We start from the raw sequence: 24,304 nt of genomic DNA, 5'->3' as shown, positions 1-24,304 counted from the left end.
CCATCCCGTTGCTACGGGATGGCGATGATTCCCATGCTCTCTTCTTCATTCCCTGCCGACCGCCGCCATGACCTCTATCCATAGCGACAAGATCCTTATCCTCGATTTCGGTGCGCAGTACACCCAGCTCATTGCGCGCCGCATCCGCGAGATCGGCGTGTATTGCGAGATCTGGGCCTGGGACCACAACCCGGCGGACATCGCCGCCTTTGGTGCCAAAGGCATCATCCTTTCCGGTGGCCCGGAATCCACCACTGTGCACGGCGCGCCCAAGGCGCCGCAGGAAGTGTTCGATGCCGGCCTGCCGATCCTTGGCATCTGCTACGGCATGCAAACCCTGGCTGCGCAGCTGGGTGGCGCTACGGAGGCTGCCGATGTGCGCGAATTCGGCCATGCGCGCGTCGACGTGGTGGCGGCGGACAGCCTGCTCGGAGGGCTCAGCGACCATCCGTCCAGCCATGCGCTCGATGTATGGATGAGCCACGGCGATCACGTCGCCAAGGCGCCGCCCGGCTTCACCGTCACGGCGATCACCGATCGCATTCCGGTCGCCGCCATGTCCAACGAGGCCAAGCATTGGTACGGCGTGCAGTTCCATCCGGAAGTCACCCACACCAAGCAGGGCACGGCCTTGCTCAAGCGTTTCGTGACGGAAATCTGCGGTTGCCAGACGCTGTGGACCGCCGCGCACATCATCGACGACCAGATCGCCCGCGTGCGTGAGCAGGTCGGCCAGGACCATGTACTGCTCGGCCTGTCCGGCGGCGTCGACTCCTCGGTGGTCGCCGCGCTGCTGCATCGCGCGATCGGCGACCAGCTCACCTGTGTGTTCGTCGACACCGGCCTGCTGCGCTGGCAGGAAGGCGACCAGGTGATGGCCACCATGGCCGAGCACATGGGTGTGAAAGTGATCCGGGTCAACGCCGCCGAGCGTTATTTCAAGGCGCTGGAAGGCGTCGCCGATCCGGAGGCCAAGCGCAAGACCATCGGCCGCCTGTTCGTGGAGATTTTCGACGAGGAATCGGCCAAGGTCACCGCCGCCGGCAATGGGCATGTGAAGTGGCTGGCGCAGGGCACCATCTATCCGGACGTGATCGAGTCGGCCGGCAGCAAGACCGGCAAGGCCCACGTCATCAAGAGCCATCACAATGTCGGCGGCCTGCCCGAGCACATGAAGCTCAAGCTGGTGGAACCGTTGCGCGAGCTGTTCAAGGACGAAGTGCGCCGCATCGGGGTCGAACTCGGCCTGCCGCGCGAAATGGTTTATCGCCATCCGTTCCCGGGGCCGGGCCTGGGCGTTCGTATCCTGGGCGAAGTGAAGGCCGAATATGCCGAACTGCTGGCGCGCGCCGATGCGATTTTTATCGAAGAGCTGCGCAGCGCCGATCTCTACGACAGCGTCAGCCAGGCGTTCGCGGTATTCCTGCCGGTGAAGTCGGTCGGCGTCGTCGGCGACGCGCGCGCCTACGAATGGGTAATCGCCCTGCGGGCAGTCGAAACCATCGACTTCATGACCGCACATTGGGCGCACTTGCCTTATGAGTTCCTTGGCAAGGTTTCTAATCGTATTATCAATGAGCTACGTGGTGTTTCTCGTGTCGTTTATGACATAAGCGGCAAGCCGCCCGCAACGATCGAGTGGGAGTGAAGGGATAATATTCTTTCCTTTTTGGTCATTTACGCGACACATCTCCGTCGACAAGCGGCTCGAATGACGCAAATCGAGTCGTTTCGGCAGGCTGGCGAGCGGATGAGTCCTTCGTCAGTGGCGAAGGCCTTGCCTCCCTCATCAAATCCCCTCCACCAAGCAAGGACGGGAAGGGATGATGAGCGATGGATTTATGGCGGTCTATGGAGATTGGGACGTCTTGGACGAACCGCTGCGTCTTGGCCGGCTCCATGCGCATCGCACGCTTGCGGGGGGAGTGTTCGAATTCGAGTTCGGCCAAGAGCTATTGAAACGGCCGGATATTGCCGCGCTCAAACTTGACCCGAGGCTGGGCTGGTATGCGGGGCGCCAGTATCCACCGCAAGGCCAGGACACTTTTGGGGTATTTGCCGATGCCAGCCCGACCGCTGGGGACGGTGGTTGCTGATGCGTCGCCGCCTGGAGCGAGCGCAGCGCGCCGGTCTGGCGGATGCCAATGCCAGGCTCTACGAATCGGACTAGCTGCTGGGTGTGCACGATACTTATCGCGTCGGTGCGCTGCGTTTCCGTTGCCGTGACGAAGGCGCGTTCCGACCACCAGCACGGCGTCGCCGCACCGCCGTTCGTGCAATTGCGGGCATTGGTTACAACGCTTTTCCGTAACGCCACATCACTTTAAGAAAGTAATTTAACTATTTGAAATGGAAGAGAACTTAGACCAAGAGCCGTCCATCTTCAGCGTTGAGGATGAGGCATATATGCGCCGCGCTCTGCAACTGGCGGAGCATGCGCGCGATGCCGAAAACGAGGTGCCGGTGGGTGCCGTGCTGGTGCATGAGGGTCGGATCGTCGGCCTGGGCTGGAATCGCAATATCACCCTGCATGATCCCACCGCGCACGCCGAGATCATGGCCTTGCGCGCTGCAGGCGAAAAACTGGCGAATTATCGCATCGTCGGGGCCACGCTCTATGTCACCCTGGAGCCTTGCGCGATGTGTGCGATGGCGCTGGTGCATGCGCGCATTGGCCGTGTCCTGTACGGCACCACCGATCCGAAAACCGGCGCGGCCGGCAGCGTGTTCGATACCTTGATTTCCGAGCGGCACAATCACCGGATCGACGTAAGAGGCGGCTTGCTGGCCGATGAGTCCGCCGTGCTGTTACGCGATTTCTTCCGCGCGCGCCGCTGATTCGCCGCTCAGCAGGAATGCCAGCGCTTTCGCGCAGGATTGTTCGACCTTCAATCCAAGCAACGGATCGGCGCGGGTACGTCCAAGATTGACGGCTGCGATCGGCTTGCCCGCTTTTGCGGCAGCGTGCGCAAACCGATAGCCGGAGAACACCATCAGCGACGAGCCGACGACAAGCATCGCGTCGGCGGCCTCCAGTGCCTGCATCGCGGTGGTAACGCGATCACGCGGCACGTTCTCGCCGAAAAACACCACATCCGGCTTCAGGATGCCGCCGCAATGTGGGCAGGGCGGGACCGAGAACGTGCTGAAATCGAGGCCGTCCAGTTCCGCATCGCCGTCCGGCGCATCGGCGGCATCCAGGTGCGACCAGCCAGGGTTGAGCGCCAGCAAAGCCTGCTGCACGGCATGGCGCGGGGAGCGCCGTTCGCAATCCATGCAGCGCACGGTGTCTAGCCGGCCGTGCATATCCAGCACGCTTCGGCTGCCGGCAAGCTGGTGCAAGCCGTCGACGTTCTGCGTCAGCAGCAATTGCAGCTTGCCCGAATCTTCCAGCCGTGCGAGGGCGCGGTGCGTATCGTTCGGCTGCGCATGGCCGAAGCGACGCCAGCCGACCAGGCTGCGTGCCCAGTAGCGCTGGCGGGTGAGCGCTTCGCCCATGAACGCCTGGTAGGTCACCGGTTGCGTGCGTTTCCAGCCGCCATGGGCATCGCGATAGTCCGGAATGCCCGAATCCGTGCTGCAGCCAGCCCCAGTCAGCACGAACAGGCGGCGATGCGTGGCGATGAAATCCTGCAGGGCGTCGTTGCCGTTGTCCACGGGCATGGCTTGCACAGGGGCCATGATGACCTGTTACCTCATGTCATGGGTCGAGAAGTATGCGCGGTTTGCTTCAATCTGGTGGCGCCCGCATGCCTGGACAAGGTGTCGCCTTGCGGGTGCGGTATGCGGGCAGGGTTGCTAACCATGTCCTTGGGCATCGAATAGCTGGAACTCGCGGATGCGCGCCGTGCACGCGCTGGAGAGAATGTTCAGGCGCATCCGGCTGGTGGTCACCGGCGCAAAGCGATCGATCTTCATGTGGCCGATGGCCTCGGCTTTTGCCACGGAAGTCCAGGCACCCTGCGTCCACGCTTCGATGGCGTATTTCTGCACGCACTGCCCGTCATTGAGCCATTCCATGGTGAGTGCGCGATTAATGGTGATTGGCTGGGCAAAGGCGACTTCAAGCGCCGCGTGATGCGAGCCTTCCGGCGCGGACCAGAACGTGTCGCGATCACCGTCCAGCGCAGCTTCGGCATTGTCGCTGCCATGGCGATGATGGCGCGCCAGGTTCTTGTCGGCGCCATAGCGTGCCTGTAGCGCATCGCCGAACGCCTTCAGGCGTGTTACGTCGGCATCGGGTAGACGTCCATGGCGATCAGGCGCAATGCCCAGCATCAATTGGCCGCCGCGGCCGACACTGTTTTCCCAGATATCGACCAATTCGTCGACGCTTTTCAACGTCTGGTCGCTGTTCGGATGCCAGAACCATTGCAGCGTGTGCAACGGCGTGTCTACCTCGACCGGGCGCCAGCGCAAGTCGCCATGGCGATCGATCACATTCCAGTTTTCGCCACGGATGTGCCCGTCTTCTTGGCCAACCCACCGGATATCGCCATAACCGAACAGCGAAACATCGGCAAACACCAGGGTGTTTGGTTGATAGGTGCGCAGCTCTTCGACATATTTTTTGAAATCGTAGACGTGGCCTGCGCTGCCGGCACCATCCAGCCACCATTCGGCCAGCGGTCCGTAACCCTGCACGAGTTCGTCCATTTGCGCGAGATAGTAGCTGTCATACGCGGCCGAGTCTTGGTAGCGCGGTTCGTGTCGGTCCCATGGCGATAGATAGATGCCAAATTCCATGCCTTCCTTGCGCGTGGCCGCTTCGGTCATGCGCACCAGGTCGCCCTTGCCGTTCATCCATGGACTTTGCTTGACGGAATAATCGCTTTGCCCGGTTGGCCACAGCGCAAAGCCGTCATGATGCTTGGCCACCAGCACCAGGTATTGCGCGCCAGCGGATTTGGCCGCGCTAACCCATTGCGCCGGATCGACGTGATCGGGATCGAACACCTTCGGATCGGCCTTGCCATCACCCCATTCGCGGTCGAGAAAGGTGTTGGTGCCGAAATGCACGATCACGCCAAACTGCAGATCCTGCCAATGCACCTGTTGCGGGGAGGGCTTCACGTCGACGAAATTCTGCGGCAAGGCGGTGCTACTGGCACCGGCGGCGACTGTCGCCAGCATGAGTGCAACGCATCGACGGATGGGCATCTGTTCAAGTCCTCGGCGTGGGTGGATGCAAGGCGTACAAGAAAATTTATGGCAGGCCGGCGGGTCGCGCAGAGCTGCCGAATTGCAGCGCCGCGGAAATTTCCCGGGTGGCGTCAAGCAACAAACCGATGACGGTGTCCCTGGTGGGGGCTGAGTTTTGCTGCTTGAGGTAGGGAATGGTGAGCGCACATGCGGCGGCGCCGTGCTGCATGATCGGCGCAGAGAGATCGGTTACCCCCTCCACGGCATGGCTGGCCTCGCTTGCATAACCGCAGGTGCGCAATGGGCTCAGCAACTTGACCAGTTTCTTTCGGTCCGGGATCGGCTCGTCGCGTGCGATCAGGTCGAGCCAGCGGTCGCGCACGGGATCGTCCTGGAAGGCCAGCAACACATGGCCCGAGGTCGATCGAGCCATCGGGCGGCGGTAGCCGACTTTCACCACCAGCGCGACTTCTCCGGGCGGGTCCGCGCGAGCGATCACCACGATCTGCCCCCCGGAAGGGACGACCAGATGGCAAGCCTGGCCGCTGCTATCCGCGAGGCGATGCATGACCGGCATGGCAGCCTCGATCATGCTTTTCACCCGCGGCTGTTCCATGCCAAGCCGAAACAGTCGTGGCGTCACCGAATAGCCAAGCTCGCCCTCGCCGCGCCCGATGTAGTCGCGTTCTTCCAGCACTTGCAACATGCGGAAGATTTCGCCGCGGGAACGGCCGATACCTTCAGAAATTTCCGCAATGCTGAGCGGCTGGCTGGCCCCAGCCAGCAGTTCGAGGATGTCCAGCCCTTTGTCGAGCGCGGGCGCACGGTATTTGGAAGAGAGATTGGGCATGCTTTTTGGCCCCTGTTTGCCACCAATCGCCAGGCCGGGTCGCGGTTGGCTCTGGAAGGTCATCCGCAGCATGTTGCGATGGATCTGCGGATGTCAATGAATCGCTGTTTCATATTTGCACAAAAGGGGAGGGTGCTGTCCGAGGCGGTTCTCCGTCGATCTGCAGATTGCCGCGGGTGGGCAGGGCTCTCCATGAACACGCGCCAGAAACTGCTGCGGTGCAACTTGCCTCGATCTAAATGACGCCTATAAGCTTTTACACATAAATATAAAAACAGCGTTCGTATATGAAACAAACGCTGACGGGGGCTCGGATCGGCTGTCGGAACCATCGGAGGGAGACATGCAGGGTTTGGTGCAGCGAAATAACGGCGCAAACGCCTGGCCTGCGGCCAGCAAGGATTTGCGCCGCGCATGAATGCCGATTACCGGTCCCATGGTGACCTCCGCAGCGCTACGCATGCGCCATCTCAGGCGCAGTTCACCGATATATCGCGGGAGAACGTCATGCCGCCTGTGGCAGCGAAGCCGCTCGGCGATGAGCCACACGCATTTCTAGCCGCCGATGTCGGCGGCACGCATGCGCGCATCGGGCTGGTCGCATTTCGGCCGGATCGGAAGACGCCGAGCATGCTTGCGTACCGTGTCTACAAGTGCGCGGAATTTTCGGGCCTGGATGCGATTGTCCGCGCGTTCTGCGATGCGTTCGCGATCAGGCCGCGTCATCTTGGGTTGGCCTGTGCCGGCTTCCTGCACGCAGGAAGCGTGGTCAACAACAATTTGCTGTGGCCGGTGGTGCCGGCTGCGCTGCAGGCGGCGCTGGCATTCGACGCGGTCGATGTACTCAATGATTTCGAAGCGCTGGCCTACGGCACGGCTTATCTCGATGCCGACAGCATTACGACCCTGCATCGGCCCGCACAAGATCAGGTTAGTGGCCCGGTCGTGGTCGTCGGTCCAGGTACCGGCCTGGGGGTAGCGGTGCGATTGCCGGCCGCGCCGTCGCGAGTGCTGGCGACCGAAGCGGGGCACATGCAGTTAGCGGCGCGTGTGGGACGCGAACAGCAGGTAATGAGTCAGCTGGTGTCCGCCGACACGCACGTTCCCTACGACTACGTGTTGTCCGGACCGGGAGTGCTGCGCCTGTATCGGGCCGTATGCCGGCTGGAACACGTTGCGCCGCTGTGGAGCGAGCCTGCGGCTATCACCGCGGCCGCCTGCACAGGCAGTAATGCCCAGGCGCTGGAAACGTTGCAGCTGTTTTGCGGATGGCTCGGCTCCTATGTTGGCGATCTCGCCATGCTGTATGGCGCGACCGGCGGTGTTTATGTGGCCGGTGGCTTCCTTTCGCACCTCACCGATTTCATCGCCAAAAGCAGCTTCATTGAGCGCTTTCTCGACAAAGGCGTCGTGCGCCCGTTCCTGCAGACGGTTCCGGTGCATGTGGTGGATCATGGCCAGCTCGCGGTCGTCGGCGCGGCGAGCTGGCTGATGAATCGTTACCCGCAGTCCGCGCATTCGCATTGACGGGGCGCCATGGCGATACATCCGTCCAGCTTGCGCGGTGCCGGAGCATGGATTGCGCTCGCGTCCTTGCTGTGCAGCGCTAATGCCATTGCCGAACCAGTGCATGCCACCGTGCCGCCCGACGCGGCGACCATCGAGCAGCAATGGGTAGCCGCTAATCGTCCCTTCGACGGTGCGCGCCAGGCGATGCTCGCGCAGGTCAGCAAGCTCGCCTGGCAAGGTCCAATGCAGCCGGACTGGCAGCGGCTTACCGCTTATGCCACGCCCGAGTGGTATCGGGATGCCAAGTTCGGCATCTTCATTCATTGGGGTGTTTATTCGGTTGCTGCGTACAAGGGCGAGTGGTACCCGCGCCACATGTACGAGCGCACGGGCGAGTACGCCGATTACTACCGCCATCAAGTTGCCACTTACGGCCCGATGCCCGCGGTCGGCTACAAGGATCTGATTCCGTTGTTCAAGGCCGGGCATTTCGATCCCGTGGCCTGGGCAAAATTGTTTCGCGAAGCCGGCGCACGTTACATCGTGCCGGTCGCCGAGCACCACGATGGCTTTGCCATGTACGACTCGAAACTGTCGGACTGGACTGCCGTGAAAATGGGGCCGCATCGCGATGTGATCGGCGAGCTAGCCAGGGCGGTGCGCGCGCAGGGCATGAAACTGGGCCTATCCTCGCACCGCGCCGAGCATGACTGGTTTTTCGAGTATGGCCGTACCTTTGATTCGGACGTCAACGATCCACGCTATGCCGCGCTGTACGGACCGGCGCATCCTTCCGCTTCCGCCAAGGGCGAAGATGGCCAGGACGTGGACTGGACGTTCGTTTCCGATGCTTATCTCAACGACTGGCTGGCGCGTTCGTCTGAAATCGTGCAGGACTATCACCCGGACCTGATGTACTTCGACTGGTGGGTAGGCCAGCCGCGTTTCCGTGGCGCGCTGGCCGAGTTTGCCGCGTTCTATTACAACCAGGCTGCGGCGCGCGGGCAGGGCGTGGTGCTGAACTACAAACTCGACGACATGCGGCCAGGCACCGGCACGTTGAATATCGAGCGTGGACAGGCCGCGGATATCCGCGCCCAACCCTGGCAGACCGAAACCTCGATCAGCCCGGATTCGTGGGGATACGCGCAAGGCGATACCTACAAGTCGCCGGATGAAATCGTGCAACTGCTTGCCGATGTGGTGAGCAAGAACGGCAACCTGCTGTTGAATATCGGTCCGAAGGCCGATGGCACTATTCCCGCGCCGGCGCAGCGCATCCTGCGGGCGATCGGTCAATGGATGCGCGTCAACGGTGATGCCATCTACGGAACGCGGCCATGGCAGCGTTTCGGTGAAGGCCCCACCCAGGTGGCTGCCGGCACCATGCAGGACACCAAGACCAAGCCCTACACCGCCGAGGATTTCCGCTTCACCACCAAGGACGGGCATCTCTATGCACTCGAGATGGCGTGGCCGAGTACGGGCCATGCACTGATCCATTCGATCACACCTGCCATGCCGGTGATGGCGGTAACGCTGCTCGCCAGCGGCAGGCCGGTAACGTTCCACCAACAAGCTGACGGCTTGCAACTCGATCTTCCTGCACAGCCTGTTGGCGTGCACGTCTATGTCTACCGCATCGAGACCAAAGAACATGTCGCGGTAGCGACAAGGGAGGGCAGCGCGGCCAATCCATGAACGGTTGCCTCCGCAAGAACAGTCGTCATGCCGAACGCAGGTCATGGCGATTGAGCGTACGCAGTTAAAAAGTGCGGTCCCGATAGGGGTCGGAAACCGCACAAGACAATTCCAATTTCACCGGGAGGGGAGAAATAATGAGCACCATCCGCTTACGCCGTGGCGTATTGGCCAGTTCCATGGCTTTGGCGCTGTTCGCGCCGCTTGCTTTCGCACAGACATCGGCGACGCCTGCCGGCAATCAACCGGCCGCGCCGCAGTCCGCATCGCCCGGCACCCAGACGACTGCGCCGCAAAAGGCGAAGACGCTGGAAAAAGTGGTCGTCACCGGTTCGCGCATTCCGCGTTCCACCATCGAAGGGCCGGCTCCGGTCGACATCGTCACCGGCGAGCAGATCAAGGCACAGGGCTTCACCACGCTGTGGGAGTTCCTCGATTCGATGCCGCAGATCTCCGCGCCGGATTTCCAAAATCGCGTTTCGACCTGGGGCAACAGTGCGGTCAACGCGCGCGTGGTGAACCTGCGCAACCTCGGTCCCGACCATACCTTGTTGTTGATCGACGGCCATCGCGTTACCGACTATCCGATGCCGGGCAACAGTGGCGAAACCACCTTCCAGAACTACAACAACATTCCGGTCGGCATGGTGGATCACGTCGAAATACTCGGCTCGGGTGCTTCCTCGATCTACGGATCGGACGCGGTAGCTGGCGTGATCAACGTGATCCTCAAGAAGAATTACGTGGGCGATGACATCAAGCTGACCGCGGGTGGCGCCACCCAGGGCGGCCGCAGGTACGGCGATTTCCTCTATACCGGCGGTCGATCGGGCGAGAAGTGGCATCTCATGTACACCTACGAACACACCAATCGTTCGCCGCTGTGGGGTAGTGACCGCCCATACACGGATTCCGATGCCGATGCCGGTTACGGTGCGTACAATCCGATCGATCGCATGTTCGGTTATCCGCGCAGCGCCGGCATTTTTCTGAACGGCCCGACGCTCAACCAGGTCAACCCGGGTGCTGGTTCCGTGCCGTTCGTCAGTCCGCCCGCCGGTTCCTGCGGCAAGTTCGGTAATAACTTCAGCCAGTACAACTACCGTACCGTCAACACCAGTGGCGACCAGGTGCTGCCAGGCGTCACCAACTGGGGTTCGTACTGCCAGCAGAATGCCATCTACAAAGACTGGGTGCTGTCGCCGGGTTATCGCGCCGACAACGTGTATGTATCCGGCGAGTACGATTTCAATGAATCGGTGCAGGCTTACGGTTCGGTCGGCCTGTATACCAATACCGGTACCACCAACACCCAGCTGCCTTTCTTCGGGCCGTCGTTTGCAAGCATGCCCAACAATTTTTACGACCAGACCACCGGGCAGATCATCACGAACTACGGTCGCCAGCTCACGCCGGCGGAAATGGGCAGCTACGGCAATACCCACGACTACGAAACCAATTGGGATATCCACGCCGGCCTGAAAGGCACGGTCTTCGATAACTGGGATTGGGATTTGAATCTCGGCAGCAGCAAGTACATCGTGCACGAGGACTACACGGCCCTGAATTCCTTGGCCATGGCCAATTTCTTCTTCGGCCCGCAACTTGGCACCACCACGGTCGGCGGCAACAGCTATCCGGTCTATGCGATCAACGCGCAACGCTTCTGGAATCCGATCACGCCCGCCCAGTATTCGACCTTCGCCGAAGGCGGCGAGAATAGCGCGGTGAGCTGGATGAACCAGGCAACCTTGAACCTGACCAACGGTGAGCTATTCAATACCTGGGCCGGCGCGGTAGGCGCATCGTGGGTCTTCGAAGCCAATCACGAGGGTTTCTCGCTGGCGCCGGACCCGCGCGGATTCAGCGATACCTTTGCCGATCCGTTCTACAACTATTACACCGGTGGCGGCACCCGCACGCGCTTCTCGACAGCGACCGAGTTCCGCGTGCCGTTGGCCGACTCGCTGATCTGGACGATCTCCGGCCGCATCGACAAGTACGACGACCACAGCAGTGCGGACGTCGCCAAGACCTGGGGTACCGGTATCGAGTGGCGCCCGCTCGATGGCCTGCTGATTCGCGGCACCTACGGCACCAACTTCCATGCGCCGGACATGCAGGCGATCTACCTCGACAATTCCACCCAGACGGTCGGCGACTACAACGATCCGCTGGAGTGCATCAAGACCGGCGATCGCACGTGCGCGAATTACCAGCACGCCTCCTACTTCAACCAGTACCAGGGCGGCAGCCCCAACCTGTTGCCTGAAACCGGCCATTCCTGGACCTATGGCTTCGTGTGGGATATCCCGGGTGTCGATGGCCTGGCCTGGTCGGTCGACTACTGGCACATGGGCATCAGCAATGCCATCTCGTGGATCGGGCTGCAACAAGCACTCAACGACGAGGCTGGCTGTTTGACCGGTTTGCAGGTCAGCGGTGCGCCCTATATCGAGCATGCGCTCGGCTCGGAATACTGCAAGGAGGCGATCGCCAATGTCGTGCGTGATGCCAACGGCAATATCCTCAGCGTTCACACCGGACCGATCAACGAAGCATCCCTGTATGTCAGCGGCATCGACAGTTCGCTGACCTACAAACTGCCCACCGAGCATTGGGGCAACTTCAATTTCGATCTGAACTACACCAACAACCTTTCCTACAAGGAGCGCACGCTGGCCTCGGATCCGCTGATCAATACCCGCTACGAATATCCGGCGAGCAAGATCACCGGAAATGCCCATTGGCATCTGGGGGCATGGGACTTCACTCTGCATGGCGAGCGCACCGGGGAGATTCGCGCGGCAAACTATGCCGGTTGTGAAGTGCTGCCCAACGGCATCCAGCCGGGTATCGGCGATCCGGCCTGCGTGACCTACTACGGCCATGTTCCACCGTGGATCATCTGGAGCACTTCAGGGTCCTACGCATTCAACGACAAAGTGAAGCTCGGCGTAAACGTCGCCAATATCTTCAACAAGGTCGGACCCATCACGGATTACGCAGGTGGCTTCGAATTCATCCCCACGCAGCAGGGCGACGATTACACCGGTCGCGAAATATTCGTAACGCTGGATTGGAAGATCGATTGATAGCAGTAACCGAACGGGCCAGGCCAAAAGCCTGGCCCGTTCGATTTTGCATTTTGCAACTGCGGCAGCCAATGCCTGTCACTATCGAAACCGCGCTTGGCATGGCGCGGCGTTGCGTGTCCAGCATCACGTCCTCGATGTAGCCGGGTGCCGGCGCTTGCCGAGGTGCACTTCCGCCGAGGCCCTGCTGATGCGGCTGCGATGCGGCCGGCACTGCACACCCAGATCAAAGGATACGAGATGCCTCGGCTCTGTAAGGTCTGCGCCGAGTCCTCCACGTCTGGCGATAGCGATAACCGCACATGCCAGCACTGAATAATCATTTACCGCGTGGAACGGATATGGGGGTTATTGCCTCGCATATCCCGGCCGCCGCCGAGCACCTCGTGCGGCGCGCTCGGCGACAGCAGGCCGTTGGCCGCTGCTGACCAGCATGGCCATTGCGGTTGCGGCGGCAGGCACGCCGGTGTCGCTGCGCCTTGGGGCTATGGAGCACGTCGGTTCGCAAATCGCCCCGAAAGAAGATCGGTTGTATTTATTGTAACGTTACAATAAATTAAACGAAGTCATGTCAGATGAGGGTTTTCCATGGTCGATCCACGCGATCCCGGAACGATTGCGATGTCACTGCAGCAGCGGCCACGCCGTGGGCGTCCAGTAACAGGCAAAGCAAAATCCGCGGCCGAGCGCATGCGGGCATATCGCGCACGGCATGTCACGGTGAAAAGCGAGGTGCTTCGTACCGTCATTGCGCAGTGTCAGGAGATTCGTCAATTGCTGGATGACAACCAGGCGTTGCGTGGCGAGCTTGATGCGGCCTACGCCAGGATTGCCCGGCTGCAATCGCGAGACTGAAGCGCCTGGACTGAAGGCGCTTTCAACAATAAGCCGCACGACGGATGTCGCGCGGCTTATGTTGTACGCATAGAGGGGCCAGGTTATTAGCCTGGATGCGCGATCATGGCGTCGCGTTGATCTCTTCCTTGGCGAAGGCGGCGTTGCCGACCAGGCTGGATAGCGGCACCAACTGGCTGAGTACGCGGCCCCATTGGGTGATGGCCGACGGGCCGACAAACACCACATCGCCAGGTCGCACGCGGAAATCGTCCGCTAGTGCAAAAGCGGCAGGCGAACGCGCATTGAGGTGAAACACCGTGGCGGGCTCCTTGGCGAGATCTTTCACGCCACGTATCACGTAGACGGAGTTGCCGCTGGAGGTGACCGGATCCAGTCCGCCCGCGCGTCCCAGCGCCTGGGTCAGGCTGAGATGATCGGTCTTGAAGGTAATCGCCATGGGCCGCATCACTTCGCCCATCACGTAGATTTCCTTGTTGTCATTATATGAGAGGAACAGGCGGTCACCGGGCTTGAGATAGATATTCTGCTCGGTAGCACGGTCGATCGTGTTCAAATCAATGTGATATTGCTGACCGTCGCGGGTCAATATCAAGTTGGAAAGGTCCGCCTGCGTGGTATCGATGGTGGCGCTACCGATGGCTTGCGCAAGCGTCAGGGGGATGGTGCCTACTTGCTGCGGATCGGTCTTCGTGAATGCGCCCTGCAAAGTGATCAGCTGGCTGCCGTAACTGATGACGCTGACGTCCACCTGCGGATTCTGCACATACTTGGTGAGCTTGCTGCTGATCGCTTCGCGTAGCTGGTCGACGGTCATGCCGGCGGCCTTGATCACCCCCACGTAGGGATAGAACAGCGTGCCATCCGAGCGTACCAACCGGCTGTTGGCTGCCGCCTGTTGTTGCGCGCCGGCCGGTGCGGTCAATTCCGGGTGATCCCACACGGTAATGTAGAGCGTGTCGCCGGGACCAATGCGATACGGCTCTGGTCTATAGCTGAGAAGCTCAGGTGAAACACTTTGCACGGCTGACGCGACCTGATCCTCTTCGAGCCACTGCGGCGTGATCTGCACGAGTTGCACGCGCCCGGTTTCTGGATGCGATAAGGCTCGTTCGGACATGTGTTGTCCCGGGACTACCGCGCAGCCATACAGAAGCAGGGTAGTGAGGACTGCTACCAAAATAGATAAAGCTTTCATGTGCACTCCAATGTGACATGCATGACGCGGAGCGCTGGGCGGTTAAGCGCTGGATCTGTAGCGAGACTGCGGTCTGGCTGCATTAATTAGACCCCATGACGCCGTTAATAACACGTAAATTAACCATGCTCGAACGCAACCTTTTCTCTCACGAAGATAAAATTTTCGTGCTTATTGGATAAATGGCGCGGAAATCTATGTCGATTTCATCAAGAAAAGCATATAAGCACATCGCGTGCGCGTGCACGCCGTCTACAGATTAGAGCTGTTCTACTCTGCTGACGTCTTTAAATCCGCGAGAGGCCTGAGGGAGGCTTCTTTTCTCAGCGCATACGGCAGGAGCGCTTCCTTACGTGTTCAAACGTATTCTAGTGATATGCATAGGCAACATCTGCCGTAGTCCCATGGCGGAATTCTTGTTCCGTCAGCAGTTAACGCATCGCGATATCCATGTCAGCAGTGCCGGGTTGGGTGCACTTGTTGGCCGCCCCATGGACGTTCATGCGATGGAGATCATGAAAGAGCATGGCATTGACGCTGCCGGCCATCGTGCGCGCCAGCTGGAGCCGAAGATGTTGCGTGAAGCCGACCTGGTGCTCGCGATGGAGCGGGATCACCTGGCGGCAACGGCACGGCTCGCGCCGGAGGTAAGCGGCAAATTGTTCTTGCTCGACAAATGGCATGACGCCAGCGATGTACCCGACCCATATCGGCGGCCACGACAGGCGTTCGAACATGCTTATGCATTGATCGAACGCGGTGTCGGCAGCTGGCTGCGTTATTTGTAAGTGTATTTCACCGGAGCGGCCCCATGACTACCAAGCAGACCTTTTCGACACGGGATGACGATATCGACCTGCGTGCATTACTAGGCACGCTCTTCGATAACAAATGGCTGATTGTCGCAATCAGCGTGGCATTTCTCATCATCGCCGTACTTTATTCGGTGCTCGCGACGCCGATCTACCAGGCCAGCGCATCCGTGCAGGTTGAACAAAAGACACCAAGCCTGCCAGGACTTTCCGACCTCACGCAGACGCTTGGCATTTCCACCTCGCAGGCGGTAACCGAGATCCAGTTGCTTGGTTCGCGTTCGGTGATCGGGCAGGCGGTGGAAAACCTCAAGCTGGACATCGAAAGCCAGCCGAAGCATTTTCCCTTGTTCGGCGCTTTTCTTGCGCGGCGCTTTGTGTCGCAAAATCCCGGCCAGCTGGCCTCCCCGATGTTGGGCTTGAGTCGTTATGACTGGGGCGGTTCGCAGTTGAACATCTTTCAGCTCGAGGTGCCGGGCGATCTGCTGGATGAGAAGCTGCAATTGATTGCCGGCGAGCAAGGCGCGTATACCTTGCTGGATGATGACGGCAACGTGCTGGTGAACGGCCACGTGGGGCAGCTTGCCACCGGCAACGGCGTCACCATTCAGGTGAAAACCTTGCAGGCCAACCCGGGCATGCGTTTCCGGGTGATCCGCCATTCGCACATGGCGACGATCACCGAATTACAGAAGGACATCGAGGCGAACGAGGAGGGCAAGGATTCGGGCATCATCGAGCTTACCTACAACGACAAGGACGCGGTGCTCGCCACGCAGCTGTTGAACCAGGTCACCCAGCTGTACGTGCGCCAGAACGTGGATCGCAGCGCGGCCGAGGCGGCAAGCAGCCTGAAGTTCGTGCAGGAGGAGCTGCCCAAGGTGAAGCAGGAGCTGGAGCGGGCGACCCAGGCATTGAATGCGTTCCAGCTGCGCGAGCACTCGGTCGATATCTCCATGCAGACGCAATCACTGCTGGATCAGAATGTATCGATCGATACCAACCTCGAGCAGCTGCGCATGCAGATGACCGACGTGTCGCATCATTTTACGCCTGAGCATCCGGAATATCGCTCGCTGCAACAGCAGATCGGGCAGCTGGAAGGCGAGAAAAATGCGCTGCAGCAGCAGATCGGCCACTTGCCCAATACGCAGCAGGAGCTGCTCAAGCTCACGCGCGATGTAACGGTGAGCAACCAGACCTACACCAGCCTGTTGAACCAGGCGCAACAGTTGGATATCGCGCGCGCCGGTTCTGTCGGCAACGTGCGAGTGATCGACAAGGCCGCGGTAAATCTTGCCAAGCCGTGGTGGCCAAGGCCGCTTTGGGTGATACCGGGTGGCCTGGTGCTTGGATTCTTGTCCGCGCTGGCTTTCGTTTTCGTGCGCCAGTTGCTGAACCATGGCGTGGAAGATCCAGTTGCCATCGAACGCCTCGGCCTGCCGGTGTACGTTTCCATTCCGCTTAGCGACGTGCAGCGTAAATCCGCGTTCCGTCGGCACCATCACTCCGGAGCCCAGCCGCATCTGCTGGCGTTGACGGCACCGGGAGACATGGCCACCGAAGCCTTGCGCAGCCTGCGTACCAGCCTGCATTTCGCGCGGCTGGAAACCAAGAACAATGTCTTGATGATTTCCAGCTCCAGCCCGGGCGTAGGCAAGAGCTTCGTCGCGGCGAACCTCGCTGCGGTGATGGCGCAGGCCGGGCAGCGCGTGCTTCTGATCGATGCGGACATGCGCAAGGGCGTCCTGCACAAGGCGCTCGGGGGCAGGGCGGAGAACGGCCTGTCCGAAGTGATCGCCGGCCAGTCGGAAGCGGCACAGTCGATCCGTCCGGTGGATGGCGTCAGCCAGCTGTTCTTCATGGCACGCGGCAAAATTCCGCCGAATCCTTCCGAACTGCTGATGCATGCCAACTTCACCACCGTGCTCGAGAAGCTCAAGCCGCGCTTCGATTTGATCATCATCGATACCCCGCCGATCCTGGCGGTTACGGATGCGGCCGTGATCGGGCATCACGTCGGCACCAGCCTGATGGTGGTGCGGTTCGGCGTGAACCAGACACGTGAGATCGCTCTGGCCAAGCAGCGCCTGGAGCAGAATGGCGTGCCGATCAAGGGTGCGATCTTCAACCTGGTTGAAAAGCGGAGCGCTGGTTATTACGCCTATGCCTATTACGCATACGCTACAAGCAAGGTATAACCCGCTCGTGGTGGACGTCCGATGCGCAGCGAAGCTTTCGCTGCGCATCGGTGTCCTGGGTCCGCGCAAGGTCTTCGCGGCATGAAGCGCGATGTCCTCGTTCCGGACGGCGGTTTCGCCGCTCGCCTGCCGCAAGGGTGGCGACATGCGCTCGGCGCCATTTCCATGCTGTGGATCACCACTGGACTCGGCGCCGCCCTCACGTTTCTTACCCAGGCGCTATTGGCGCGTGAGCTGGCGCCAGCCGGCTACGGCCTGTTCGCTTCGTCATTGGCGACCATCACCATGGTCGCACCGTTGGCGGGCTTCGGCCTGCCGCAGTACTGGCTGCAGGTTTATGGGGTGGAAGGATGGGCGGCCAATCGATGGTTGCGCCCCTCATTGCGTTTTATCGGAGCGAGCACGCTGCTGACGTTGTCGGCCGTGACAGTGTGGTCGTTCACCGGCGCGACGCCGGATGCCAGGCGCATCTTGTGGTTGTTGCTGCCGGTGGTGCTCAGCATTTTGGCGGTGAACCTGCTCAGCAGCCAGCAGCGGCTGGAGGAGCGACACCGCGCCATGGCCTCATGGCAGTTGATGATTCCGGGCAGCCGGTTGCTGGTGGCGACCCTGCTGTTGTTGATGCCCAGGCTTGACGTGCACTTCGTTGCCGCCGGCTTCGGCATCATCGCCCTGTGCGTTGCCTTGCTGGCGCTGCCGCGGTTGCTCACGATGCTGCGCGGCGGGATGCAACTGCATGGGCATGGACAGCGGCCGGCAACCATGCCGGATGCGGTACCGCCGAGCATGACGTACCTATGGTCGCAGGCGTGGGCCTACGGCGCCGAAGCGGTGCTCTATCCGATTTTTTTCCAGATCAGCACGGTATTGCTGAAATATCTCGGAGGCAACGCGCAAGCAGGCATCTTCGGTATCGCGCTGGGCGTGATGACCGCGATCTACTTGATACCGGCCACGCTGTACCAGAAGTTCCTGTTGTCCAAGCTGCACCGATGGGCCGCGCACGATCCGGCGAAGTTCTGGATGGTCTATCGCCAGGGCAGCATCGCGATGCTGGTCTCCGGTTTGCTGGTGGGCGCGGCGCTGGCCTTGGTATCGCCGTGGATCGTACCGATCATCTTCGGCGAGAAGTACCAGCCGGTGGTGAAAGTCCTGATGGTGCTCGCTGTATGCGTGCCGATACGCTTCCTGTCCACAGCGGTCAGTTCCTCCTTGCTCAATGAGCAGCACATGCGTTACCGGGTTTTCGCCATGGGGTTGAGTGCGGTCGTGGTGATCGTGCTTAACGCGCTGCTGATCCCGGCCCACCACGAAATGGGTGCGGCGGTTGCCACCGTCATTGGCGAAACATCGCTGCTGCTGGCCTTGTACATGGGTGTACGCCGGTTCCACTCGGACAAGCGTCGGGCGCGTTGAGCCCGCATTGCCTTTCCAGATGGCCGTTCCGAAAAAAACGGGCGAATATGCATTCGCCCGTGCAAGGTCATGCTCTGTTGCGGAAAAAAACGAGTATGTCGATGCGGGCCGTGTCAGCAACCCGCATCGTTTGGCGTCAAAGCTGCGGTGAGATGACGTTGTTGGCCTGGGCGATGCCCGTGGCGGAGCTTTGGATCGAGATATCGCGCGGATCCCAGCCCTTGGTGAAGATGGACTCCTTGTGGTCGTAGAACCATGCATCGCCGTTATAGGTGATGCTGTTGTTGGTGATCTGCACGTCTTTGGTCGGGCTGGAAATCTGCACGCCGAACAGGTAGTTCTCGGTCAAGTTGTTGCTGGTGATCTGCACATTGTCGGCACCGCTGTCGAACACGCCGAAGCCCTGGTTGTTCTCGGCCGTGCTGCCAGTCAGCACGACACCGCTTACGTTGGCGTGCATTTCCAGGCCATTGCCCACGTTGTTGGACAGTGTGCTGGCTTCGATGCGTACCTGCTGGGTCGTGCCCTGGGTCTGCGGTTCGATGTCGATGCCGGCCTGCGGTGCGGCGCCATTGGAGCTGGTAAAGCTGCTGTTGACAACGTACAGCTGCGTGCACGGCCCAATGGTCAGGCCCTGGCGCCGGTTGTTGCTGGACTGGACCCGGTTCAGCGTTACGCCGCTCGATAGCACCGCAGTGCTGCCCGACCCGGTCGCGCCGACCAGCACGCCATCGCCCCACGAATTGGAGACGGCGATGTCATGCACGTAGACCGATTTGGAGCCCTCGATGTTGATGCCGTAACCCCATTCGCCGCCGGTATTCTGGTGCTTGGTACGGTCGCCGACGATGTGGCCGCCGACGATTTCCACGTTGTTGACGTCCCACACCTTCAGGACCCAATAGCGCTGGGCGTTGTTGGGAATGGCGACGAGCGAAGCATTCCCGGCCATCGACAGGCGCGTGTGCGAGCGCATGGTGATGCCCTTGAGGGTATTGATCATGTAAGTGCCGTTCGGCACCGAGATGGTGCCGCCGCTGGCGGGCAGGGCGTTGATTGCTGCCTGGAATGCGGCCGTGTCGTCGGTGGTGCCATTGCCCATGGCGCCCATGTTGCGAACGCTGATGACCGTCGAGCCGACCGAGACGGCGGGTGTCTGCGTCCACCAGTTGGTAGCGGACGCCGGCGAAGCCACTGCGGATAACGCCAGAGATGCGACGGCGAATGCCAGCAATTTGCGGCGAGCGTTCAGGTTGATGCCAATTTTCCCTACTACCGATGCGCATCCTTGCTTGGGGTTTTTCACGTTCGTGAAGATCAGCGCATTACTTTTCACAGCGGGAACAGCCTCATTTGCGTCAAAACAGAGGCTACGTTGCGTCATTTACACGTGAAAGCGCAACCCCTTCCGGTGTGTTTTCGTTCACACTAGAAGAAATTACGCTTTATTTACCGGGCGAAAGGTAAACTGCACGGATGGACCCGAGGTCCATGTCCGTCAATTTCCATATGGACGTCTAAACGTCCAAATACTTCCGTCATTGACGGGCGCCGGGGCTCTTCTTCTTATTCCGCGACATCCAGCGGCAAGGCGCCTTCCGGCTCGGTGCGCGGCCGAAGCAGCTCGGCATAGACATCAACGGTTCGCTGGATGACCAGGCGTTCGTCGAAATCAGCCAGTGCCTTCTGCCGGGCATGGTCGCCAAGGCGAGACAGCAATTGGCGATCATCATCGAGCAGCGCGATCCGGTTGGCCAGTGCCTGCGCATCGCGCGCTTCAACCTGCAGGCCATCGATGCCATGCCGTGGCACCACTTCGCGGCAACCGGGAAGGTTGGTGGTGATGATTGCCAGGCCGCTTGCAGCGCCTTCGATCAGGCATTTCGGCACGCCTTCGCGGTAGTAGCTGGGCAGCGCCATCACGTCGACTGCGTTGAGCAGGGCCGGCATATCCTCGACATGGCCGAGCCAGCGTACCAGTCCCTCGTTGGACCACTGCTGCACTTGCGCGAGCGGTACCGAATGCGGATTACCCGCATCCGGCGTGCCGGCGAGCAGGCATTCCACGTCGCGTCCCTGTTCGCGCAACAGGCGAGCGGCATCGACGAATTCCCGGATGCCTTTTTCCCAGAGCAAGCGCGCCGCGAGCAGCACGCGCAAGCGTTTGTGTTCGTTGCATTGGCGGTTATCCGCCGGGCGAAAGCGCGTAGTGTTGACGCCAGAGCTGCGAATGACGCGGACCTTGCGCGCGTCTACCAGCCCCGCATCGGCAAAAGCCTGCGCATCGTCGGGGTTCTGCAGGATCAACAACGAGCGGCTGCCGCCCAGCGTCATGCGCAAGAGCAACTTGACCAGCGGTCGCAGCAGGCGCGCCTTGCGACTATCGCTGGTGAATACGTAGCCCATGCCTGCTACCGCATTGACGATCGCAGGCACGCGCGCAACGCGCCCGGCGAGCGCGCCATAGATGGCGCATTTAAGCGTAAAGCTATGCACAAGGTCGGGCCGTTCCCGCCGCAGCAAGCGGATGAGCTGATACAGCGTGCCCGTTTCGCGCAGCGGATTGAGGCTGGCGCGATCCATGGACAGCGGCAGCCAACGGAAACCGTGTCGCGCAAAGCGAGCGCCGAATTCGCCCGGTGGCGACACCATCACTACTTCATGGCCATCGGCCTGCAGGCGCAACGCAGTAGAAAGGCGAAAGTTATACAGATACCAATCGGTGTTGGCGAAAAAAAGAAACTTCATTCGGTCGCGCCCTCAAGCCGTGAAAAACGGTCTTCACGAAGAAATTTTGTTGCCTGAAAGGGCAACGCCGCGGGTGGAATCATCGATGCGCAATTCGCGGTTCTGGGCATCCGAGCTGCGCAGCGATAGCGCCGATATCACCCGGTGGAAATAGCGGTTGCTGTTGCCGTCAAGCGTGTTGCCGGTGATTTGCGCGCGATTGGTATTGCCCGCGATCGTTATGCCGATCAGGCCGTTGTCGCTGATGACGTTGTCCGCAATGGTGATCTGCGACGGTCCCACGCCAAGCTTGCCGCCTACGGTCAGGATGCCGTAGCCGGCGTTGTCATGGATGGCGCAGTCCTTGATTACCAGGCCGGCAACGTTGTCGTGCGTCTCCAGTCCCGTTCCATGGTTGCCGGTAATGGTGCAATGGCTGATGGTGATGTTCTGCGCCATGCCTTGCCCTTGCGGTTCGATATCGATACCGGCCTCGGGTTTGGTGCCCTGTGTATTACTGAAAGTGGAATTCATGACGGTAACGCCATTCACCGGCCCGATCGACATGCCCTGGCGCCGATTGCCGGTGGAAATCACGCGGTTGATCGTGACGTTGGTGGCCGGCACGGCGTTGCCATCCGGACCGAGGGCGCCGACCCAGATGCCATCGCCCCAGCAGTCGGAAATATGCAGGTCCGAAACGCTGACGTTGTTCGACGCTTCGATGTTGAGGCCGTAGCCCCATTCACCCGTCGTGCCCATATGGCCGTTGCGTTCGCCGACGATGCGGCCACCGACGATCTGCACGTTGTTCACCCGCCACACCTTGATCACGTGCGAGCGCGGCAGGTTGTTCGCGATGGCGGTGAGTTGTGCCGTGGGCGCCATCTGCAGCGACATGTTCGAGCGCAGGCTGATCGCGCGCGAAGCGTCGATCATGTAGTTGCCTGGCGGTATGGTCACGGTACCGCCGGCCGCGGGCAGCGCGTCGATAGCCGACTGAATCGCCGCGGTGTCGTCATGCGTGCCATCGCCCTTGGCGCCTTTGTCGCGAACATTGATCACGACGCCGGACGCACCGCCTTGCGGCTGGCCTGCCCACGCCTTCAACGGCGTGGGCAATGTCGATAGCAGCAAGGCCGGCAAGCTCAGTTGCAGCGAACGGCGAAGAAAGTCGCGGCGCGTATCGGAGGCCTGGTCATCGTTGGCGGCGCGCTTCATGACAGCCGCTCCTCGACCGGCCGCGATCCATGCCTGATGCGGCTGAGCAGCCATGGCAGCGTGATGGCGAGCAGATAGAACTTGGAGGCAAAATACTTGTTGTCGAGCCGATCGCGGTGGTTTTCCAGCCAATGCGGCGCACCTGGCAGCAGGCTTTGTGTCTGCAGCGCAAAAGCATGCACCTGATCGAATCGTTGCCTGGCCAGTCCGCACAGGTCAAAGCGGAACGAGCCCTTGTTCTTTACATACGGAAGCTGCTGGAAATGCTGGGCGATGTAATTGCGCATCAGCACCTTGTTGACGCCACCCGGGCCGATCAGGCGGTCATCCGGAACGTGATGGAAAATCCAGTCGCGCAGGTCGCTATCGCAAAACGGATAGACCAGGCGCAACGCCATCGCGTTGGCTGCGTACATGCCCTTGGCCAGCGCGGCCGACTCGGCGATGATGACGGAGATGCGACGTACCGCTTCAGCCGACTCGGCGGCGGAAATATCCGTCTGGAACGTTTCCATGCGCTGTCGCGAACAGGCGGCGATGTCCCACCCGAACAGCTCATCCACTTCTACGTCGCTAAAGCGCGAGCCGGGGAAGTAACGCTCGAACTGGTCCATCTGCAAGGTGGACAATGCAAAGCAAAGGCGGAAGCTGCGGCTGACCAGTTTCGACTTGAACAAACTTTGCGGCAGCCGCACGCGGCGCGCCAGCATCGCAAGCACACGCTGCTGGCTGTGCAGCGGCACGCCGAAATACTGGTCCGAACCCAAGGCATCGATGATGCCATCGCCGTGCCGGAGGCTTACTTCAGTAGCGAGATCCGCATAAGAAAGGGCGGCGAAATCCGCGGTAAGCAGCGGCATGCGTGGCAGCATCGCCAGATAGCGGTCGTAGGCGCGGCCAGGATCGCAAACCAGTGCTTCGTGGCGCAGGCCCAGCTTTCGCGCCACGTATCGCGCGGATGCCACTTCGTTTTCCTCGTCGCCGCCGAGGTAGGTAAGGCAGACGGTCTGCGGCCTGGCATCGGCCACCGCGATCGCCATCGTGGTTGAGTCTTTGCCGCCGCTCTGCAGCATCCACGGCGCGCGCATGTCGCTGGTGGAATGGGCGACCGCATCGCACAGCAAGCGATGAAATGTTTTCAGCAGATCCTGGTCGTCCACGTCCTCCGGTGCCGGCCGCGAAGAGGCCAGCGCCGACTGGAATGGAAAGTGGAACTGGGGATGCTCGTGGAGATCCTGCCGTGGATCGAAGCCGGAAGCGGCGACTTTCACGTCCTTGTAGATGGAATGCGGTGGATAGACGAACGTGTTGCGCAACAGGTCGGCAATCGATACGAGATCCAGCGGCGCCTTGCCGGGATCGAGCTCGTCGAGTACCGAAAAATCAACCTCGTCCTGGTACGGCGACGTGCTGAGCTGAATGCGTGAGCGGACAGCGGAATCGTGTGCTTTCTTTGGCAACATGGCGGAAGTCATAGGAATCACCAGATGCATGACGTGGCAGTAAACGCCTGCGTGGGCGGCCACGGAACTTTTCACGCAGTCGTGCATGGCGCCGCGGCGCCTCTACGTTGACTG

18 protein-coding genes are annotated in these 24,304 nt (G+C 60.7%); 10 read left to right on the top strand and 8 right to left on the bottom strand.

The window, feature by feature from the left end:
• The first annotated feature begins 67 nt into the window (after positions 1-67).
• The 3 genes from guaA (at position 68) to tadA (ending at position 2,838) form a co-directional block, all read left to right on the top strand.
• Positions 68-1,648, top strand: a complete 1,581-nt coding sequence (guaA, locus tag ISP15_RS00335; RefSeq protein ID WP_404543797.1) for a glutamine-hydrolyzing GMP synthase — start codon at positions 68-70, stop codon at positions 1,646-1,648.
• Between the two features lie 175 nt (positions 1,649-1,823).
• Positions 1,824-2,096 (top strand): hypothetical protein, encoded by a 273-nt coding sequence (locus ISP15_RS00330; protein WP_404543795.1) that lies wholly within the window; start codon positions 1,824-1,826, stop codon positions 2,094-2,096.
• Between the two features lie 253 nt (positions 2,097-2,349).
• Positions 2,350-2,838, top strand: a complete 489-nt coding sequence (gene tadA, locus ISP15_RS00325; protein ID WP_404543793.1) for a tRNA adenosine(34) deaminase TadA — start codon at positions 2,350-2,352, stop codon at positions 2,836-2,838.
• Here the strand turns inward: tadA and ISP15_RS00320 are convergent.
• The 3 genes from ISP15_RS00320 to ISP15_RS00310 all read right to left on the bottom strand — a co-directional run bounded on the left by ISP15_RS00320 (position 2,809) and on the right by ISP15_RS00310 (position 5,992).
• Positions 2,809-3,681, bottom strand: coding sequence for an NAD-dependent protein deacetylase (locus ISP15_RS00320; RefSeq protein WP_404543791.1), 873 nt, complete (start codon positions 3,679-3,681; stop codon positions 2,809-2,811). The genes tadA and ISP15_RS00320 overlap by 30 nt on opposite strands.
• 117 nt (positions 3,682-3,798) lie before the next feature.
• Entirely contained in the window at positions 3,799-5,160 is a 1,362-nt protein-coding gene (locus tag ISP15_RS00315; RefSeq protein WP_404543789.1) for an alpha-L-fucosidase, read from the bottom strand.
• Between the two features lie 46 nt (positions 5,161-5,206).
• A complete protein-coding gene (locus ISP15_RS00310) occupies positions 5,207-5,992 on the bottom strand; it encodes an IclR family transcriptional regulator (protein ID WP_404543787.1) in 786 nt (261 codons plus the stop codon).
• A 507-nt stretch (positions 5,993-6,499) separates the two neighbouring features.
• Here ISP15_RS00310 and ISP15_RS00305 point away from each other — a divergent pair.
• The 4 genes from ISP15_RS00305 (at position 6,500) to ISP15_RS00290 (ending at position 13,152) form a co-directional block, all read left to right on the top strand.
• On the top strand, positions 6,500-7,519 hold the full coding sequence (locus tag ISP15_RS00305; protein ID WP_404543786.1) for a glucokinase: 1,020 nt from the start codon (positions 6,500-6,502) through the stop codon (positions 7,517-7,519).
• Between the two features lie 9 nt (positions 7,520-7,528).
• Positions 7,529-9,202: an alpha-L-fucosidase gene (locus tag ISP15_RS00300; protein WP_404543784.1), complete on the top strand. Its 1,674-nt coding sequence runs from the start codon at positions 7,529-7,531 to the stop codon at positions 9,200-9,202.
• Between the two features lie 137 nt (positions 9,203-9,339).
• Entirely contained in the window at positions 9,340-12,297 is a 2,958-nt protein-coding gene (locus tag ISP15_RS00295; protein ID WP_404543781.1) for a TonB-dependent receptor plug domain-containing protein, read from the top strand.
• 588 nt (positions 12,298-12,885) lie between these two features.
• The gene (locus ISP15_RS00290; RefSeq protein ID WP_404543778.1) at positions 12,886-13,152 is read left to right on the top strand and encodes a hypothetical protein; all 267 of its coding nucleotides are present in this window, start codon (positions 12,886-12,888) and stop codon (positions 13,150-13,152) included.
• Between the two features lie 103 nt (positions 13,153-13,255).
• Here ISP15_RS00290 and ISP15_RS00285 read toward each other — a convergent pair whose 3' ends face one another.
• Positions 13,256-14,272: a polysaccharide biosynthesis/export family protein gene (locus ISP15_RS00285; protein WP_404543777.1), complete on the bottom strand. Its 1,017-nt coding sequence runs from the start codon at positions 14,270-14,272 to the stop codon at positions 13,256-13,258.
• 431 nt (positions 14,273-14,703) lie between these two features.
• Here ISP15_RS00285 and ISP15_RS00280 point away from each other — a divergent pair, with 431 nt between their 5' ends.
• From ISP15_RS00280 to ISP15_RS00270, 3 genes are all read left to right on the top strand, one after another.
• Positions 14,704-15,138 (top strand): low molecular weight protein-tyrosine-phosphatase, encoded by a 435-nt coding sequence (locus ISP15_RS00280; protein WP_404543775.1) that lies wholly within the window; start codon positions 14,704-14,706, stop codon positions 15,136-15,138.
• 23 nt (positions 15,139-15,161) lie between these two features.
• Entirely contained in the window at positions 15,162-17,363 is a 2,202-nt protein-coding gene (locus tag ISP15_RS00275; protein WP_404543772.1) for a polysaccharide biosynthesis tyrosine autokinase, read from the top strand.
• An 81-nt stretch (positions 17,364-17,444) separates the two neighbouring features.
• Positions 17,445-18,779 (top strand): lipopolysaccharide biosynthesis protein, encoded by a 1,335-nt coding sequence (locus tag ISP15_RS00270; RefSeq protein WP_404543770.1) that lies wholly within the window; start codon positions 17,445-17,447, stop codon positions 18,777-18,779.
• A 136-nt stretch (positions 18,780-18,915) separates the two neighbouring features.
• On the opposite strand, the gene ISP15_RS00265 is transcribed toward ISP15_RS00270, so the two are convergent.
• The 4 genes from ISP15_RS00265 to ISP15_RS00250 all read right to left on the bottom strand — a co-directional run bounded on the left by ISP15_RS00265 (position 18,916) and on the right by ISP15_RS00250 (position 24,190).
• Positions 18,916-20,085, bottom strand: coding sequence for a right-handed parallel beta-helix repeat-containing protein (locus ISP15_RS00265; protein WP_404543768.1), 1,170 nt, complete (start codon positions 20,083-20,085; stop codon positions 18,916-18,918).
• Positions 20,086-20,345: 260 nt separating this feature from the next.
• Entirely contained in the window at positions 20,346-21,527 is a 1,182-nt protein-coding gene (locus ISP15_RS00260; protein ID WP_404543765.1) for a glycosyltransferase family 4 protein, read from the bottom strand.
• A 33-nt stretch (positions 21,528-21,560) separates the two neighbouring features.
• Positions 21,561-22,727: a right-handed parallel beta-helix repeat-containing protein gene (locus tag ISP15_RS00255; protein ID WP_404543762.1), complete on the bottom strand. Its 1,167-nt coding sequence runs from the start codon at positions 22,725-22,727 to the stop codon at positions 21,561-21,563.
• Positions 22,724-24,190: an asparagine synthase-related protein gene (locus tag ISP15_RS00250; protein WP_404543760.1), complete on the bottom strand. Its 1,467-nt coding sequence runs from the start codon at positions 24,188-24,190 to the stop codon at positions 22,724-22,726. Before ISP15_RS00250 ends, ISP15_RS00255 begins: the two co-directional genes overlap by 4 nt.
• Between the last annotated feature and the right edge of the window lie 114 nt (positions 24,191-24,304).

Source organism: Dyella jejuensis (assembly GCF_044904675.1).
Taxonomy (GTDB): Bacteria; Pseudomonadota; Gammaproteobacteria; order Xanthomonadales; family Rhodanobacteraceae; genus Dyella_B; species Dyella_B jejuensis.
This window is presented reverse-complemented; position numbering and strand designations above follow the sequence as displayed.